Annotated in this window: 17 protein-coding genes; 6 read left to right on the top strand and 11 right to left on the bottom strand. The window is 63.8% G+C overall.

The features are described 5' to 3' along the window. Nucleotides 1-17: 17 nt before the first annotated feature. Entirely contained in the window at nucleotides 18-209 is a 192-nt protein-coding gene (locus tag GDN70_RS18085) for a hypothetical protein (protein WP_152102852.1), read from the top strand. A gap of 6 nt (nucleotides 210-215) precedes the next feature. Here the strand turns inward: GDN70_RS18085 and GDN70_RS18080 are convergent, their stop codons facing one another. Beyond that, entirely contained in the window at nucleotides 216-1,046 is an 831-nt protein-coding gene (locus tag GDN70_RS18080; protein ID WP_152102851.1) for an N-acyl homoserine lactonase family protein, read from the bottom strand. Between the two features lie 81 nt (nucleotides 1,047-1,127). Next, on the bottom strand, nucleotides 1,128-2,093 hold the full coding sequence (dmeF, locus tag GDN70_RS18075) for a CDF family Co(II)/Ni(II) efflux transporter DmeF (RefSeq protein ID WP_038950902.1): 966 nt from the start codon (nucleotides 2,091-2,093) through the stop codon (nucleotides 1,128-1,130). 196 nt (nucleotides 2,094-2,289) lie between these two features. Between dmeF and GDN70_RS18070 the strand changes: the two genes are divergently transcribed. Together GDN70_RS18070 and chrA are read left to right on the top strand one after the other, a co-directional pair. Beyond that, complete coding sequence (locus tag GDN70_RS18070; protein WP_028144262.1) at nucleotides 2,290-3,108, top strand: chromate resistance protein ChrB domain-containing protein; 819 nt, start codon at nucleotides 2,290-2,292, stop codon at nucleotides 3,106-3,108. Next, nucleotides 3,108-4,493, top strand: coding sequence for a chromate efflux transporter (gene chrA / locus GDN70_RS18065; RefSeq protein WP_038972475.1), 1,386 nt, complete (start codon nucleotides 3,108-3,110; stop codon nucleotides 4,491-4,493). The genes GDN70_RS18070 and chrA overlap by 1 nt, the downstream gene beginning before the upstream one ends. A gap of 156 nt (nucleotides 4,494-4,649) precedes the next feature. Here the strand turns inward: chrA and GDN70_RS18060 are convergent, their stop codons facing one another. Together GDN70_RS18060 and GDN70_RS34985 are read right to left on the bottom strand one after the other, a co-directional pair. After that, entirely contained in the window at nucleotides 4,650-4,877 is a 228-nt protein-coding gene (locus tag GDN70_RS18060; protein WP_026202141.1) for a hypothetical protein, read from the bottom strand. A gap of 178 nt (nucleotides 4,878-5,055) precedes the next feature. After that, the gene (locus GDN70_RS34985; protein WP_038950900.1) at nucleotides 5,056-5,238 is read right to left on the bottom strand and encodes a hypothetical protein; all 183 of its coding nucleotides are present in this window, start codon (nucleotides 5,236-5,238) and stop codon (nucleotides 5,056-5,058) included. A gap of 252 nt (nucleotides 5,239-5,490) precedes the next feature. Between GDN70_RS34985 and GDN70_RS18050 the strand changes: the two genes are divergently transcribed. The 3 genes from GDN70_RS18050 (at nucleotide 5,491) to GDN70_RS18040 (ending at nucleotide 6,711) form a co-directional block, all read left to right on the top strand. Further along, nucleotides 5,491-5,805 (top strand): dodecin family protein, encoded by a 315-nt coding sequence (locus tag GDN70_RS18050; protein WP_283807477.1) that lies wholly within the window; start codon nucleotides 5,491-5,493, stop codon nucleotides 5,803-5,805. Nucleotides 5,806-5,970: 165 nt separating this feature from the next. After that, the gene (locus GDN70_RS18045; protein ID WP_028144259.1) at nucleotides 5,971-6,282 is read left to right on the top strand and encodes a hypothetical protein; all 312 of its coding nucleotides are present in this window, start codon (nucleotides 5,971-5,973) and stop codon (nucleotides 6,280-6,282) included. Between the two features lie 210 nt (nucleotides 6,283-6,492). Beyond that, complete coding sequence (locus tag GDN70_RS18040) at nucleotides 6,493-6,711, top strand: hypothetical protein (protein ID WP_038972474.1); 219 nt, start codon at nucleotides 6,493-6,495, stop codon at nucleotides 6,709-6,711. A gap of 182 nt (nucleotides 6,712-6,893) precedes the next feature. On the opposite strand, the gene GDN70_RS18035 is transcribed toward GDN70_RS18040, so the two are convergent. From GDN70_RS18035 to GDN70_RS18000, 7 genes are all read right to left on the bottom strand, one after another. After that, entirely contained in the window at nucleotides 6,894-8,246 is a 1,353-nt protein-coding gene (locus GDN70_RS18035; RefSeq protein WP_028144258.1) for an adenylate/guanylate cyclase domain-containing protein, read from the bottom strand. Between the two features lie 351 nt (nucleotides 8,247-8,597). Further along, entirely contained in the window at nucleotides 8,598-9,203 is a 606-nt protein-coding gene (locus GDN70_RS18030) for a hypothetical protein (protein WP_152036339.1), read from the bottom strand. Nucleotides 9,204-10,387: 1,184 nt separating this feature from the next. After that, nucleotides 10,388-11,932, bottom strand: coding sequence for a GMC family oxidoreductase (locus tag GDN70_RS18020; RefSeq protein WP_038972472.1), 1,545 nt, complete (start codon nucleotides 11,930-11,932; stop codon nucleotides 10,388-10,390). 374 nt (nucleotides 11,933-12,306) lie between these two features. After that, complete coding sequence (gene parC / locus GDN70_RS18015) at nucleotides 12,307-14,565, bottom strand: DNA topoisomerase IV subunit A (RefSeq protein ID WP_028144255.1); 2,259 nt, start codon at nucleotides 14,563-14,565, stop codon at nucleotides 12,307-12,309. Between the two features lie 60 nt (nucleotides 14,566-14,625). After that, the gene (locus GDN70_RS35525; protein WP_028144254.1) at nucleotides 14,626-14,913 is read right to left on the bottom strand and encodes a hypothetical protein; all 288 of its coding nucleotides are present in this window, start codon (nucleotides 14,911-14,913) and stop codon (nucleotides 14,626-14,628) included. Between the two features lie 101 nt (nucleotides 14,914-15,014). Continuing rightward, nucleotides 15,015-15,767, bottom strand: a complete 753-nt coding sequence (recO, locus tag GDN70_RS18005) for a DNA repair protein RecO (protein ID WP_038972471.1) — start codon at nucleotides 15,765-15,767, stop codon at nucleotides 15,015-15,017. 145 nt (nucleotides 15,768-15,912) lie between these two features. Then, on the bottom strand, nucleotides 15,913-16,293 hold the full coding sequence (locus GDN70_RS18000) for a hypothetical protein (protein ID WP_038972470.1): 381 nt from the start codon (nucleotides 16,291-16,293) through the stop codon (nucleotides 15,913-15,915). Nucleotide 16,294 lies beyond the last annotated feature (1 nt).

Genomic DNA, 16,294 nt, shown 5'->3' with positions numbered 1-16,294 from the left:
TCAAGCACAAGCGGGCCATGACCGAGGACGCTGGCCCGCCCCGCACATTCAAAAGCCTCCTGCGCTGGGCCACCACCCCGCCGCAGGCCTGGGGCGTCTACCTCCTCGCCCTCCTCTTGATCTGGCTGATCTCATTCTACGCCGGCACCCTCAAGCCCAAGAAGACGCCGGACGCGAGCCCGCCCACAGTGACGGCACCGAAAGGCTGATCCGCCCTAGTCGTAAAACTCCGGCGCCATTTTCTGGCTGTCGCGCTGGGCCTTGTCGTGGTTGATCCAGAGCTGCGCCTTCTCCTTGGCCAGCGTGTCGGCGATCTTCTGCATCGAGGCTGCGCTCTGGTCCTTGTTGACGTTCATGCTGGGGACGCGGCGGTTGTCCCAATTATCCTTGAAATGGACGGCGTCGCCCGACAGCACCACCGCGCCGGTCTTCGGCAGTTTCACCAGCAGCGACTGGTGTCCGGGCGTGTGGCCGGGCGTCGACAGGATGGTCACGCTGCCGTCACCGAAGACGTCCTTGTCGCCTGTGAGCAGCTCCACCGGGTGCGAGGGCTTGAAGCGCGGCTCGTTGTTGGCGCCGGGCCAATCATATTCTGCCTTCTGCACGAAGAGCGTCGCCTGCGGGAACAGCTCGACATTGCCGGTGTGGTCGGGATGCGTGTGCGAGACCGCCATCGCCTTGACGTCATCGGGCTTCAGCCCAAGCTGTTCGATCTGGGCGGCAAGCGTCTTCGGCCGGCGCCAGGTGACGGCCTTGGGATCGGCGGGCACGAGACCATTGGGCATGCTTGCGACGGAATCGGCGATGCCGGTGTCCCACAGGAACCAGCCCTTGCTGTGCTTGACGAGATAGCAGGTGTCGACGAAGTCCATCGTCTTGCCTTCGTTCAAGCCTGGCGTCCAGCGCGAGATATCGCCTGCGGTGCCCTCGCCGCAGTTGAGCACATAGAGCTTCTCGACGCCGGCCTTTTCCGATTGCGCCAGCGCCGCGGAACCGGACAAAGCGAGTGCAGCGATGGCGACAGCGAACGTGATCCTGGGCATCATTGTTCCTCCGGTAGAGCTATGCGGGCTGCGACCGAGGATCAACCCCGGCCGCGCCGCGGAATTCCGCTTGCGCGGTTCACGTCAATGCGGGCATGTCTCGACCTCCACCGTGATGTGGCTGAGGCCCTTCAATCCGGCGAGCCGCCGCTTGTAGACCGCCGGCTGCTTCGGCTTGTCGGACACCACCGAGAGCAGGACGGCGCAATGGCCGGGGCCGACCTGCCAGAGATGCAGGTCGGTGACGCGGTCGTCGCCGACCTCCATGCGCGCCCGGATCACCCGCTCCAGCTTCTCGTCGGCGCGCACGTCGAGCAGCACCGCGCCTGACGTCTTGATCAGGCCGAACGCCCAGCTCGCGATCACCACGCTGCCGATCAGGCCGACCGCCGGATCGGCCCAGACCCATCCCGAATACATGGCGACGGCAAGAGCTGCGATCGCCAGCACCGAGGTCGCGGCATCGGCCATGACATGGACATAGGCCGCGCGAAGATTGTTGTCGTGATGATGGTGATGGCCGTGATGATCATGGTCGTGGTCATCATGCGCATGGCTGTGGCCGTGATCATGGCCGTGATGGTGATGATCGTGGCTGTCGCGCAGCAGCCACGCGCTGGCGAGATTGACGCACAGTCCGAGGGCGGCCACCGCAATCGCCTCGCCATAGACGATCGGCACCGGATTGATCAGCCGCAGCACGCTCTCATAGGCAATCTCGACCGCGATCAGGCCGAGGATGATTGCGCTGGCGAAGGCGGCGAGATCGCCGAACTTGCCGGTGCCGAAGGTGAAATGCGCATTCCCCAGGTGCCGCCGCGCGAATCGATAGGCGAAGGCGGCGATCCCGAGCGCGGCGGCATGCGTGCCCATGTGCCAGCCGTCGGCCAGCAGCGCCATCGAGCCGAACAGCGAGCCGGCCACGATCTCACCGACCATCATGACCAGCGTCAGGACGACCACGAACCAGGTGCGCCGCTCGTTCTCGTCGTGCTTCTGGCCGAGGAAGGCGTGGTCGTGGGTCCATTGTTCGATGGAATGGGAATGCATCGAATTCTCCAGGAGATTCAGCTCTGTTGGCGGACAGTATAGTCGCCGTGCATCACTTTTCGAAGGTCCAATCATCCCACGGATTGACAGTGCTTCCTAGTTTCGCTGTAATCCGCGCCATGGGGATTTGAGCGATCTCCCCACGAGGCGACATGCCCAAGTATCGCGTCCCGTTCGATTTATGCGAGGACGCATCATGTCTACGTTCACGACCATATCATCTGACAAATTGGCACGGCTGATCGGCACGGCGAACGGCCCTGCCCTGATCGATGTGCGCACCGACGAGGATTTTGCCGCCGACCGACGGCTGATCCCCGGCTCCATCAAGCTCAGCCACGACAATGTGACGGACTGGGGCGGCGACTTCGCCGGCCGCCGGGCCGTCGTCTCGTGCTTCCGCGGTGAGAAGCTCGCGCAGGGCACGGCGGCCTGGCTCCGCCAGCTCGGCGTGGAGGCCGAGACGCTGGAGGGCGGCTTCGAGGGCTGGAAGGCGGCCAAGCTGCCGCTGGTCGACGCCCGCAAGCTGCCGCCACGCGATGCCAAGGGCCGCACCGTCTGGGTCACGCGGGCCCGACCCAAGGTCGACCGCATCGCCTGCCCCTGGCTGATCCGCCGCTTCGTCGATCCCAATGCGGTGTTCCTGTACGTGGCGCCGTCCGAGGTGGTCGCCGTCGGCGAGCGATTCAATGCTGCCCCCTTCGACATCGAGAACGTGTTTTGGAGCCACCGCGGCGAGCTCTGCACTTTCGACGTGATGATCGAGGAGTTCGGCATTGCAACGCCGCCTTTGCTGCGGCTGGCCACGCTGGTGCGCGGCGCCGACACCGCGCGGCCCGACCTCGCGCCGGAGGCGCCCGGCCTGCTCGCGGCCTCGCTCGGGCTGTCGCGGATGTATGACGACGACCTCGCGCAGCTCGAGGCCGGCATGACGCTGTACGACGCCTTCTACCGCTGGTGCCGTGATGCCACCACCGAGACCCACAACTGGCCGACCAACAAGGTGAAGGCTTAATGGACACCCGTAACGTTCAAGCTGGAGCTGATGCCGGTCACGGCATCAGCTTCGGTGAAGCCTTTCGCGTCTGGCTCCGCGTCGCCTGCCTGAGCTTCGGCGGGCCTGCGGGCCAGATCGCGGTGATGCACCGCATCCTGGTCGAGGAAAAGAAATGGATCTCCGAAGGCCGCTTCCTGCATGCGCTGAACTACTGCATGCTGCTGCCGGGACCGGAGGCCCAGCAGCTCGCGACCTATGTCGGCTGGCTGATGCATCGCACCGCCGGCGGACTGATGGCGGGCGGCCTGTTCATCCTGCCCGGCATCATCACCATCATGGGCCTCAGCTACATCTACGCCATCTACGGCAATGTCAGCTTCGTCGAGGCGCTGTTCTTCGGGCTGAAGGCCGCCGTGCTCGCCATCGTCGTCGAGGCCGTGGTGCGCGTCGGCAAGCGCGCGTTGAAGAACCGCGTCATGATCGCGCTGGCGGCAATCGCCTTCGTCGCGATCTTCTTCTTCGCCGTCCCCTTCCCGATCATCATCATCGCCGCCGGCCTTATCGGCTACGCTGGCGCGCGGAGCGGCCGTGGCGAATTCGCCCCCGCCGGTCACGGCCATGGCGACAGCACGGCATTGATCGACAGCATGCTCGGCGAAGCCGTGCCCGAGCATGTGCGTCCCAACACCGCGCGCGCGATCGGCGTCGGCGCGTTCTGGCTGGCGCTCTGGCTCGTGCCGGTGGTCGTGTTGCTGCTCGCGCTCGGGCAAGGCAACGTGTTCAGCCAGATCGCGCTGTTCTTCTCCAAAATGTCGCTGGTGACTTTCGGCGGCGCTTATGCCGTGCTGGCTTATGTCGCCCAACAGGCGGTCGAGCACTATCATTGGCTGAAGCCGCACGAGATGCTCGACGGCCTCGGCATGGCCGAGACCACGCCGGGCCCGCTGATCATGGTGCTCCAGTTCGTGGGCTTCATGGCCGCGTTCCGCGATCCGGGCGGCCTGTCGCCGTTGTTGGCTGCGACGTATGGCGGACTGCTCGCGACCTGGGTCACCTTCACGCCCTGCTTCCTCTGGATCTTCGTCGGCGCGCCCTATATCGAGCGGCTCCGCGGCAACACGGGCCTCGCCGGCGCGCTCAGCGCAATCACCGCCGCCGTCGTCGGCGTGATCCTCAACCTCTCGATCTGGTTCGCGTTGCACACGCTGTTCCGCGAGACGGTGCCGGTGCATGCGTTTCCGCTGGATTTCGACAGGCCGGTGCTGACGAGCGTCGATCTCCCCGCACTGGTGCTGGCAATCGCGGCAGCAACTGCGATCTTCCGGTTCAAGCTGGGGATGCTGACCGTGCTTGCGGGCTCATGCGCGGCCGGGGTGGCGCTGCGGATGGCGGGGGTGATTTGAGGCACGTACTCGTCGGTTCGTTGTGTCGGGTTTGCGGTTGGAAGGCGACATCGAAGCCGACGGAGCTGCATGGTGGCTTTGGGGCCAGGAAGAGACACGGCCCCAGCACATTGGCGCGGCCAGAAAACGGGCGACGCCCGAGACATTCATTTCAGCTCAGATGGCAGCTCCGGCCAGCAAGAAAGTGCCGCCAAGTGCGACCATTACAAGTCCAGGCCAGTTCGATTTGATGCCGAAGCCGCCACCTGGCCTTTCAGGCTCCAGCGTGTCACGCCCGGAGCGAAGCCACCTTCCACCGCTGAATCGGCCTCGCCAGATGGGCTGAAACGCCATCTGGAGTATGCCGCCGAAAACAAGCAGCACACCAAGCCATATGAGGGTCATGCTCACCTCCTCTACCCGTGAACGCCGATAGAGCTGCGCCGAAACTTTGGTCCATTCAGCGTCTATCCGCGGCTCTCGAAATCAGACCGACCTTGAAAGCCGCCGGACGCACCAGTGCGCCGCACGCAAGGCTGGGGATCGCCCTCACTGAAGCTCAGGCTACCTCCAAGCATCCCGCTTAGTCTTCGTCCGGCTCGCGCACGACCGGCGATTCGTCGGTTTCCTCATCCTCTTCGTCCTCATCCTCTTCGTCGTCATCTTCTTCGTCGTCATCAGGATCTCGAGGCGGCATCGCGTTGCTCATAACCGCGAAGACATGCCAGTCGATCCTGGCGGGAACCAGCTCGGGGAGTAGGGTCATGTTGTTGCTCCTCGGATGTGAGCCCTGGGGCACTTTACCCCATTTTCGGCGAGGCAGGTGACCGAGATGGTCCGCGTGCGAGCCAGAGCTTCCTTCCTTGGGGCATCTTTCTCGCGATCGGCGCGAGCCATAGCCGTTTTGTTCGAGCGTGAGCTTGCGCGCCAACCGGATCGTGCTGCCTCCCGGTCCGGGCAGACTGAAAAGAGACAGCCAATCGGACGCTTTTCCATCGATCCGCCATGAACGGACACGATGGCGCAGGCCCGGCAGTCCATTCGGAGCCAAGAGCCGCGTATCAGCGTCGAGATCCTGATGCTAGATTTCCTCGGTCATACCGAACAGGAGGACGACATGCCTGATAGCGTCTACAAGGTCATAGAACTGGTCGGTACCAGCAGCGACTCGTGGGAGAAGGCGGCCGCCAATGCGGTCGAGCAAGCTGCGAAATCTCTCCGGGATCTTCGCGTTGCAGAGGTCATCAAGCTCGATATGCAACTGGATGAGAACGGAAAAGTTGAGGCCTATCGCGCCAAGCTCACCGTGTCGTTCAAGTTCGAGGGCTCCTGAGCCTCAGCACCTCGGCCTCCACTTGCGGGGCGAGGATGGCTCATTGGAAAAAGCGCGTTGCGCGGTCCGCCCAACCGGGCGCTGTGACCCATCCCGTAGTAGGCCCTAGTCCGACTAGGGCCGATGTGGTTTGATGCGTGCGGGCGTGTGGCGCGTGGTGGCCCCATGTACATGGTCATTCGCAAGTATACCAAGGTTCGTTCGGTCGCGGACGCTGCTCGTCGCGCCAAGAGCGGCGTCGGCGAGATCCTAAGGCAATCGCCCGGATTCAAATCTTACTCTGTGCTGGATGCGGGCGACGGTGCTGGTATCGCCGTGATGATATTTGACGACCGCGAAAGCGCCAATGCAGCAAATGCCAAGATACTGGCGTTTGTTCAAGCAAGTCTGCCTGACCTCGATCTTGGAGTTCCCGAAATCACAACCGGCGAGGTTTTGGTGCACATAGAGCCTAATGGGTCCTCGGGCATAAAGTAGCCGTAAACGCCGACAGTTGCGTGGGAGCGCCGCCCTCTTGCTGATGTCGTCGAATTTCGGACTCGCGCCTTGCAGCGAACCGAATGCGTCTCATTCATCCGCCCATGGTCATCGCACAGGGTGATCCCATGGGCGGTCCAATCGCGTACCGTCCGATTCTCAAGTGCGCTACCTGGTTGGGTAGCGGAATGGCCGCAGGAGAAGCCGATCATGACTGACGATCAGGTCAATCTCATCGTTCAGCACCTTTGCGAGCAATTGCACCTTGCGCTCCGATTGAAGAACAGCGAGGCACATCCACCAAATGCCAAGGATATTGGATTTGATGCTGCCACTGTCAGAACTGTATTGCTGACCGGGTTGCGTTCGGCGGATGTCACGATCCGCCACGAGGCAGCCGGGACGAGCGAAGAGCCGCCCTGGTCCTGAACGCAAAACGAGCGACAGACGCCCAGCGCCAATGTCTCAGTCGGGGTCAAAATGCGAAGAACTCGGGGTGAGCAGATCCAGTCCGCCATGCCGCACGGAGCGGACGTCAATCCGAGAGCGCGTCACTTCGCTGATGGGCCAACAAGCGACATCGCAGACTTGGCCTAATATGAAAGAGGCCGTCAACCGAAGCGCTCGCCCGTTACGGCGCGGAACAGACGCCAACGGTCGGGGACTCCCTTGAGCAGGTGAGTACCTTTCTCTTCGAAGGCCAATCCGGATCCTGCCACGAGATCGCGGACCGTTTGCGAGACCAGAACTTCACCCGGGGCAGCTAGCGCCGCTACACGCGCGCCAATATGTACAGCAATGCCGACAATGTCGTGAGCGACGAATTCGCATTCGCCGGTATGCAAACCGCAACGGATCTTCAGATCGAGCGGGCGCACCGCATCACGGATTGCGCTGGCGCAACGCACGGCGCGGGCCGGGCCGTCGAACGTGGCAAGAAACCCGTCGCCGGCGGTGTTGATTTCGCGCCCTCGATACTGGCCGAGCGCGCCCCGCGCTTTGGCATAGAACGCATCGAGCAGCACGTGCCAGGCGCCGTCGCCGAGTGCGGCGGCGCGTTCCGTCGATCCCGCAATGTCGACGAACAGCACAGTCGCAAGCACCCTGTCGGGCTCCGCTGTTTGCCGATGCCCGGTGACGAACTCTTCGACCTCGTCAAGAATTGCATCCTGATTGCCAACCCAGACCATATGGTCCTCGCCGTTGAGCTCAATCAGTTTGGCGCGCGGAATCCGCTGGCCCATGTAGCGGGCATGCTTTACGTCGATGACGCGGTCGTCGGTGCGATGCAAAATCAACGTCGGTACGCGCGTGACAGGCAGGATATCTCTGACATCGATGTCCCGGTTCATACGCATGATTGCAGATGCCGCGCCTGGGCTTGCCGAGGCCCTGAAGTAGGCAGCAATTTGCTCGACTGCGTGCTTGTTCCCGGCAACGCTGGGCGCCCACATCAGCAAACTCATTGCATCAGTCGTGCCCCAGTGGTGCTCTATGTCATCCAGGAAAGTGCTCCACTGCGCATCTGTCCATGCGAATGTATAGTCAGGCGCCCACGAGCGTCGTGCATAGGTGCCGTAAAGCACCAGAGCCGACGTGCGCTCGGGATAGGTCGCCGCATAGAGCAACGACATCGGACCGCCCTCTGATATTCCGAACAAGGTGGCCCGTCGGGAGCCGACCTGGTCCAACACTGCCTGCACGTCGTGCATCCGCTGTTCAAGCGTGAATATCTGGGAGCCGCGATCGGACATTCCGGTGCCGCGTTTATCGAACATGATGATCCGCGCAAACCTTGCAAGCCTGCAGAAAAAGGCGGTGCGCGCCGGCGATTGCCAGAGCGCCTCAAGATTGGAGACAAAACCCGGGACGAACAGCAGGTCGCGCGGACCGTCACCAATCACCTGATAGGCAATATGGACGTCGTCACTTTTAACATAGCGAGTGGCCGGGATGTCAGCCATGCTGGCCTACTGCGTGACAAAAACCGCGCGACGCGAGTGTCGCACCTCATTCCGCGTCAGGCCAGCGAAATTCAGTCGAAAATTGATGTGCTCGACCGCCGCACGGCCGGTAGGAAGCGATTGAGGGAATCGATGGTGACACCCAATCGGCCGCGACGTCTGCTTCGGGTCAAAAGCCGCGCCTCCAGCCGAACCAAACGATGTCCGCTCTACCTCTGTGGGGCGACATTCCAATGACCAGCGAGACCTTCGGCAAGGGGCAAAAGCGGACCTTGGCGCCCGAAGTGGCGTCTGCTTTATGACCGAGAGACAACGTCTCTTTAGCGCCAGATTGAGCGGATAGCTGCCACTTCAATTCGTCGTGGTCTTGCCGCCGCGCATGGACACGAGCTTTTTCTCACGAAATCGGAGAACGAACCATGCGGTCTCATCGAAACCGTCCGCGAGCTTTCCTTCGTGGTAATACACCATCTGAGCAGCTTCCGACTTCGACGGCGGTCCCAGCGCCTTGACTACCTCCAAACGCGACATACCCAAATGCAGCTTGCCGTCGAAGACGAGGGGCGCGAACTTTTCCGGGATGATGGCGCAATCTGCCGAGGTCTCGGTGTCTTTCTCGGTGAGCTCTTCCACGACCTCTGTGACAAGATGGTCCGGGCCGCCCATCTCTCCGCTGGACACGACCCATAATCGATGCTGCGCGCGCCTATAGCACAGCCAATAGATGCTACCTCCAGCGTCGCCCTGGTGTTGGACGGTCCCTTCGCCCACGGCTTCACGAACCGCGCCGAGCCGCGTCTCCTCGAAGCGGCCGGCGAATGCGCCTAGCGAAAAGCGGGTCGCCAATCTCTTCACGACTGTCGGCGGCACGCGCTCGAACGCATGTTCGCTGACTGGGGGCGGAGGTGTCTGCGCGGAGCAGTCGCCCGCGGGGATCGCGAAAAGGAGAAGCAGCAAGAAGAACGTCTTTCGACCATCAACTCCGAATTGCCTTACATTGAAGGTTGAGCGCTTCTGCATAGCTCGATTGCTCACCATTTTTGGCTCAAAGCCTTCTTCACTCGCCCGATCGCTTCTGCGGCGTCGGGAGCGGCCGAAGATAGCCTATTGCTATTTCCCCGAACCCTCTTCGACCCTTGGTCGGGGTCACAATTCAAATGGTTCATACACGAACTCGGTCAGCTTCCGGTCCGGGTCGCAAGCCGTCGATGGCGACCAAGCGGAACGAGTTCCGCTTTGCCCTTGGAAGCTGCCATTCGCGAACACCCGTCCTCAAAAAAACGCTCGTCGCAGCGCGCCCGTCGGGCAAAACAGCCGGCCAATTCCGCTACGTCGCCTGTCAAGCCCCGTCCCGCAAAATATTCCACTTTACCGAAATTCGGATTTGTCGTACAGACTGATCACCCTGGCCCGAGACGAGGGGCGGATCGCGATCGTCACGAACCGCGGGCTGGGCAGCGATGGACGCGACGGCGTCGGGCGCGATGGGCATTGCAGGGCGGCTTCAGCCGTGAGCAATGGCTTTCCGCGCGAACGACACGACGCTGACAGCGTCTTCGCATGGCTTCGGGGGCGAGCACACGCCACCCCTCGGATTCCCAGCGAGGACGTGCGCGGACGGAGAAGTCGTGTGGTCCCGACGCCCGGGGTCTGTGCGTCAAGTCTTGCGGTGATGTGGCGGCCGACCGGCGCGCGCATCGATCATCCGCAAGGCGACGGGGGCAATAGTGCAACGCTCCCCGAGGAGAGCACGAAGGACACCGTTAAAACCATTCGCGCAGGGAAGGCCGGGCGACCGGCATCACCTGTGGTCCACCCCGTGTGCATTTCTGTCGCGCACGGATCTCGGGTGCCAGCCGGCGCCCGGCCTTCCCTGCGCCCTTGTCATTTTCGAGGGCGTGCGAGAAGCAAGACTCGGGCGAGACGCGCCGCGAGAATGCGAACGTGCGCCTGCTGTTGGAAATGACCATTGACGTGACGGTGGCCTGACCTCACCCGCGGTGTCGTCGCCGGCTTGACCGGGCGACCCAGTATCTCAGAGGCAATCGTGACGGATAAAAGACGCCGCGGCGTACTGGATGCCCCGGTCAAGCCGAGGCATGACACCGGTGTTGTGACGCCCTGCGCCTCCCTCAATTCCGCTACCGCATCATCATCCGCGCGATCGCTTCGCCGATCACCACCGTGGTGAAATGGGTGTTGGCGCGGCAGTCGGACGGCATGATCGAGGCGTCGGCGACACGCAAGCCGGAGATGCCTTTCACGGCGCCATCAGGATTGACCACGCCGTCGGCATCCCCGGCGCCGCTCATGCGACAGCTGCCGGCGGCGTGCTGGATGTCGCCGGTCTCACGGCGCAGCACCGCATCGAGTTCGTGATCCGGCAGGGCAGCTGCCTGCGGCAGCGTCAGATCGGTGTCGGCGAGCCGGATCCAGTCCGCGATGCCTGAGAGCGCCGACTGCGACGTGATCACGGCGAGCCGTCTCACCGCATCCATCATGCGCAGCATGTCGCGGGGATCGGCCAGCATGTTCTCCTCGACCACGGGATCGATCGCGGGGTCGGTCGAGGCCAGTTTCAGCGTGCCGCGCGAATAGGCGTTGAACAGGCCCGCACCGATCGCCCCGGGATTGCCGATGCCGCGATGATTGAAGGCGATCAGGATCATGTCGCGCTTGCCGCCCTCGGCGAGACCCGAGGAATAGGTCACGCAGCAATTGGTGTGACGGGTGTCGGGGTCGGTGGGACGCAGCTCCTCGCGAAGCTGAATCGTGGTGCGAAACAGCGGGTGATCGAAGTAGTGGCGGCCGACCGGCAGGTCGCGCGCGACGCCAATTCCCATCGCCTTCAATTCCTCGGCCGGGCCGACGCCCGAGCGCAACAGGATCGCCGGACTGTGGATGGCGCCGGCGCACAGCACGATCTGCCGCGCGATGATCTCGTGGGTGCCCTGCCCTTCGACATGAACACGGACTCCGGTTGCCCTTCCGTCGCTGATCAGGACGCGATCGACCAGCGCATGGCCGCGGATCTCCAGATTGGCGCGCCCGCGCGCCGGCTCGAGATAACCTTCATTGGTGCTGATGCGGCGGCTGTTGCGGCTGTTGATGGGATAGCAGGCAACGCCCTCGCCATCGGGGCCGTTGAGGTCGGCGCACCAGGGATAGCCGCTCGCCAGCGCCGCATCTCGCAAGCCGCGATCGATCGGTCCCCAAGTCTCCGGCGGCGCGCGATAGACCGGCAGCGGCCCGCCGCGGCCGTGGCCCTCGGCATCGCCGAACTCCAGATCGTCCTCGATCACGGAGAATAGCGGCATCACCTCCCTGGCCGACCAGCCGGTGCAGCCATTGGCGGCCCATTCGTCGAACGCATCGGCAACGCCGCGGATCGCGATCTGGCCGTTCATCATCGAGGAGCCGCCGAGCCCCTTGCCGCGCCAGTAGAAGCGCGCCTCCTGCCCGGCAACGCGGCGCGACAACAGATCAGGCCACTGCCATTTCTCCTGGTACTCGCGCTTGTGGATGATCGGGATCGGATTCGGCGTCCGCACCTCCCAGGGCGCCTCATCGGCGCGCCAGTCGCGGCCGGCCTCAAGCAGCAGCACGCGCCGCGCTGGATCCTCGGACAGCCGTGCCGCAACAGCCGCGCCAGCGGAGCCGCCGCCGACAACAATGACATCGTACATCGCGTTAGGTCTCAACGGAGAATACCGGGATGGCTGATGATATCAGCAGGATGGCATTTGGACAGTGGCGCTTTCGCCGCGCGTCATTGCGAGGAGCGAAGCGACGAAGCAATCCAGACTGCCGCCGCGGAGAGATTCTGGATTGCACCCGCCTTCGCCAAAGGCTTCGGCGGACAAGTCGCTTCGCTCGCAATGGCGAAGGGGAGACAGATGTGTACCACACATTGACGAGTGCCCCGGACGCAGCGCAGCGCCACTTCGGCGGTGCGTTGCAGAGCCGGGGCCCATGTCTCAGAGCAATCCGTGCAGCATGGGTCCCGGCTCTGCGCAGCAACGCCAAGAGCGTTGCAGCGCGTCCGGGACGCGAGCCCGCCCTACCCGATCCCCCGGCCGAACTTGTTCGACTTCGGGAAACCCTTCGGCGGCAGGCGGCCGGCGTCGGCGCGGGTGCCCTGCCACTCCGCCAGCTCCTTCATGGTCGCGGAGAACTCGCGGCCCGCGGAGTCCTTCCAGGTCAGGCCCGCCTTGGCCTCGAACACGGCAACGTCGGAGAGATCGCCGTCCTTGTACTTCTGCAGCCGCACGCCGCGGCCGCGCGCCATCTCCGGCACCTGGTCGAGCGGGAAGATCAGCATCTTGCGGTTCTCGCCGATGACCGCGACGGTGTCGCCCAGCACTTCGGTCACCACGCGCGCCTCGTTCGGCATGTCGACGTTGAGGACCTGCTTGCCCTTCTTGGTGGTGCCGACGCAATCGTCCTCGTTGACGACAAAGCCCTGGCCCTCACTGCTCGCGACCAGGAATTTGCGTCCGCCCTTGTTGACGAACAGCGCGACGGGCGCCGCCTCCTGCTCGAGGTCGATGAACAGGCGGATCGGTTCGCCGTGGCCACGGCCGCCTGGCAGCTTCGCGACATCGAGCGAGTAGAACTTGCCGTTGGTGGCGAACAGCAGCAGCTTCGAGGTCGTCTCGGCGAAAAACGCGAAGCCGAGCTTGTCGTCCTGCTTGAAGGCGAGCCCCGAGAGATCCTCGACATGGCCCTTCATGGTGCGGATCCAACCCTTGTCGGAGACCACGACCGTCACCGGCTCGCGTTCGACGAGGGCCTCCTCCATCGCGGCCAGATCGTGCTCGGGCGCGTCGGCAAAAGTGGTGCGGCGCTTGCCGAGCGGCGTCTTCGGTCCGAACATGTCGCGGACCTTGCCGACCTGCTCGCCGACCTTCTTCCACTGCTCGGCTTCCGAGGCCAGCACCGCGTTGATGCCCTTGAGTTCGGCCCGGAGGTTCTTGTCCTCGGTGCGGATCTCCATCTCCTCGAGCTTGCGCAAGGAGCGCAGGCGCATGTTGAGGATGGCTTCGGCCTGCACTTCGGTGAGCTTGAACTCCTTCATCAAGGCCGGCTTCGGCTCATCCTCGGTGCGGATGATCTTGATGACCTTGTCGATGTTCAGATAGGCGATCAGGAGGCCGCCGAGGACTTCCAGCCGGTGCTCGATCTGCGCCTTGCGGTAGTTGCTGCGGCGGATCAGGACGTCGCGCAGATGGTCGAGCCATTCGCGCAGGCACTCCGCAAGACCCACCACCTTGGGCACGCGGCCCTTAATCAGCACGTTGAGGTTCAGCGGAATCTTGTTTTCGAGCTCGGTGAGACGGAACAGCGATTCCATCATCAGCGCGGGATCGACGTTCTTCGATTTCGGCTCGATGACGATGCGGACGTCTTCGGCCGATTCGTCCCTGATGTCGCCGACCAGCGGAAGCTTCTTCTGGTCGAGCAGCTCGGCGACCTTCTCGATCAGCCGCGACTTCTGCACCAGGAAGGGAATCTCGGTGACGACGACGACCCAGGCGCCTCGCGCGCCCTCCTCCTGCTCCCACCGCGCACGAACGCGGAACGAGCCGCGGCCGGTGGTGTAGGCTTCGGCGATGGCCTGCTTGGAATCGACGCAGATGCCGCCGGTCGGGAAATCGGGCCCCTTGACCCACCGCATCAGCGCCTTGGACTTGGCGTCCGGCTTCTCGATCAGATGCAGCGCGGCTTCGCAAAGCTCGGCCGCGTTGTGCGGCGGGATCGAGGTCGCCATGCCGACCGCGATTCCCTGCGCGCCGTTGGCGAGCAGGTTCGGGAAGCCGCCGGGCAGCACGACCGGCTCCTTCGACTGGCCGTCGTAATTGGCGCGGAACTCGACGCCATCCTCGTCGATGCCGTCGAGCAGAAGCCGCGCGACGTCGGTCATGCGCGCTTCGGTGTAGCGGTAGGCGGCGGGATTATCGCCGTCGATATTGCCGAAATTGCCCTGGCCGTCGACCAGCGGATAGCGCGAGGAGAAGTCCTGCGCGAGGCGGACCATGGCGTCGTAGATCGCCTGGTCGCCATGCGGATGGAACGAGCCCATCACGTCGCCGACGATTTTTGCGGATTTCTTGAAGGCCGTGCCGGGGTCGAGCCTGAGCAGGCGCATGCCGTAGAGGATACGACGGTGAACCGGCTTCAGGCCGTCGCGCGCGTCGGGCAGCGCGCGGTGCATGATGGTGGAGAGCGCATAGGCGAGATAACGCTCCTCGAGCGCTTCACGCAGCGGCACCTCGTGAATTTCGGCCGGTTCTTCCGGCGGAACGATTCGTTTTCCCATGCCGCCCGGTTAAACCGTGGAAGCGAATCGGGCAAGGATGGATTGGTTCCCTGTGGGCGGCTAATGCCCGGCCCAGCCGGCTGTCACGGTCTGGGTCTGGGTCCCACCAGGCGTTTGGGCCGGCGCCGGCACATTGGTCAGGCACCGCCGGGCGGCCTCGATTTCAGCCTCCGTCGCTCCCTTCGACCGCGCCCATGTCTCTGCGGCCGCAGCAGAATATTTCGCCACATAGTACCGGACGACCGTACAGGACGCCCGGCGAAACACGCCGGGTTGCGGCTCGCCGGCCATTGCATCAGGCGCAAACGCAAGCAGCGCCGCGGACAAGGCGAATCCTCTGATCAACATTTAGGCTGTCCCCGCTATGGAACCTGAGGAAGCGAACTCAACCAGCCCTACTTCGTTCCCGGGAACTCCATGCCCGGAGGCAAAGCAGAGTCCCGCTCGGCTCATGGCGCGGGAATTGCCGCTTTCGCCTGCTGCCGGATCAAGGCGTTGATGAAGCCCGCGCGCGCGTCGGAATGGCCCAGTCCACGCGGCTCCAGCACATGGCGGAGCAGGAACAGACCGGTGAGCCGAAAACCGTCCTGGAGATCCTGCTCGGTGAGGTCGCTTGCGGTCTCGCCCTGGCGCAGAAACGGCGGCAGGCGCAACAAGCGGTCGCGCCACGGCTCGCCCGCGCCGCGCGACACCGCGCCGCCGGATTTCGGCGAGACATAGATCAGGTCCGTGGTCTCGCCGGTCACCGCACAGTTTTCCAGGGCCAGCCCGAAGCCGAGTTCGGCGAGCATCGCCAGCTCGAAATGGATCACGTGCACGGCGGCGCCCCCGATGTCGTCGAAATCGTCGAGCGAATGCTCGAGCAGCGCAAAGATCTCCTCATGCGGATCGCGCTCCGGCAGGAGGCGCGCAATCGAGGCGAGATGGGTGACGCCGTAGACGCCATGGGATGATCCGAGCAACGTGGCCGCACGCAGCTTCAATCCCTCGATGGCATAGGTGCCGAGATGCTCGTCGAGCCGAGCCCGCCACACCGCGCTGACGCTGTTGCCCGGCTGCAGCAAGGGCCGCATCCGCGAGCCGGCGCCGCCGCGGACGAGGCCGAGATGACGACCGTGCCCGCGCGTCAGGAGCTCGACGATGGCGCTGGATTCGCCATGCCGCCGCACGCCCAGCACGATGCCTTCGTCGGTCCATTCCATGGGAGGAACCTTACCGCATTTCGAGCTGTCGTAGGGTGGGCAAAGCGAAGCGTGCCCACCAATTTGATCCACCCGATGCTAATTGATTGTGGTGGGCACGGCGCGCAAGGGCGCCTTTGCCCACCCTACGGCACCGCGCAAAACCTCACGCGTTGAACCAGCCTTGCGCGTCGCCGCTGAAGGAGAAATACAGGCCTACCGTCGTCAGCGCGCAGGAGACGATCTCGATGGCGCTGTCGAGCTCCATGCCCTTCTCCCCGATGATCTGGCCGAGCGAGATCACCGACAGCACGAGCGCCGCCGCCAGCACCCAGCGCGGCCAGTTCTTGCGCCAATGCGCAGCTAACCAGACGAAGTAGACCAGGAGCAGGATCATGCCGCCGGCGAGCAAGGTCCCCGTCATGATCATCTGCTCGGTCACCTCGGCACTGGGCGTGCGGTCCTGGACCGCAACGGACAAGGCGTCCAGCATCAACGACGCATAGAGCAGCGCTTCGAAGCGCCGGACATTGCTGGGCACGCTCATC

This window comes from Bradyrhizobium sp. TM102, assembly GCF_009176685.1.
Classification (GTDB): Bacteria; Pseudomonadota; Alphaproteobacteria; order Rhizobiales; family Xanthobacteraceae; genus Bradyrhizobium; species Bradyrhizobium ottawaense.
Note: the sequence above shows the minus strand (reverse complement) of the source record. Positions and strands in the feature narration are given on the sequence as shown.

What these genes read in the sequence shown, in the direction of transcription:
- dmeF (WP_038950902.1), bottom strand. Translation starts at nt 2,093, where the DNA reads ATGCATTCCCATTCCATCGAACAATGGACCCACGACCACGCCTTCCTC.
- GDN70_RS18000 (WP_038972470.1), bottom strand. Translation starts at nt 16,293, where the DNA reads ATGAGCGTGCCCAGCAATGTCCGGCGCTTCGAAGCGCTGCTCTATGCG.
- GDN70_RS18080 (WP_152102851.1), bottom strand. Translation starts at nt 1,046, where the DNA reads ATGATGCCCAGGATCACGTTCGCTGTCGCCATCGCTGCACTCGCTTTG.
- GDN70_RS35525 (WP_028144254.1), bottom strand. Translation starts at nt 14,913, where the DNA reads ATGTTGATCAGAGGATTCGCCTTGTCCGCGGCGCTGCTTGCGTTTGCG.
- recO (WP_038972471.1), bottom strand. Translation starts at nt 15,767, where the DNA reads ATGGAATGGACCGACGAAGGCATCGTGCTGGGCGTGCGGCGGCATGGC.
- GDN70_RS18060 (WP_026202141.1), bottom strand. Translation starts at nt 4,877, where the DNA reads ATGACCCTCATATGGCTTGGTGTGCTGCTTGTTTTCGGCGGCATACTC.
- chrA (WP_038972475.1), top strand. Translation starts at nt 3,108, where the DNA reads ATGGACACCCGTAACGTTCAAGCTGGAGCTGATGCCGGTCACGGCATC.
- GDN70_RS18070 (WP_028144262.1), top strand. Translation starts at nt 2,290, where the DNA reads ATGTCTACGTTCACGACCATATCATCTGACAAATTGGCACGGCTGATC.
- GDN70_RS18035 (WP_028144258.1), bottom strand. Translation starts at nt 8,246, where the DNA reads ATGGCTGACATCCCGGCCACTCGCTATGTTAAAAGTGACGACGTCCAT.
- GDN70_RS18050 (WP_283807477.1), top strand. Translation starts at nt 5,491, where the DNA reads ATGGCGCAGGCCCGGCAGTCCATTCGGAGCCAAGAGCCGCGTATCAGC.
- GDN70_RS18045 (WP_028144259.1), top strand. Translation starts at nt 5,971, where the DNA reads ATGTACATGGTCATTCGCAAGTATACCAAGGTTCGTTCGGTCGCGGAC.
- parC (WP_028144255.1), bottom strand. Translation starts at nt 14,565, where the DNA reads ATGGGAAAACGAATCGTTCCGCCGGAAGAACCGGCCGAAATTCACGAG.
- GDN70_RS18020 (WP_038972472.1), bottom strand. Translation starts at nt 11,932, where the DNA reads ATGTACGATGTCATTGTTGTCGGCGGCGGCTCCGCTGGCGCGGCTGTT.
- GDN70_RS18040 (WP_038972474.1), top strand. Translation starts at nt 6,493, where the DNA reads ATGACTGACGATCAGGTCAATCTCATCGTTCAGCACCTTTGCGAGCAA.
- GDN70_RS34985 (WP_038950900.1), bottom strand. Translation starts at nt 5,238, where the DNA reads ATGACCCTACTCCCCGAGCTGGTTCCCGCCAGGATCGACTGGCATGTC.
- GDN70_RS18085 (WP_152102852.1), top strand. Translation starts at nt 18, where the DNA reads ATGACCGAGGACGCTGGCCCGCCCCGCACATTCAAAAGCCTCCTGCGC.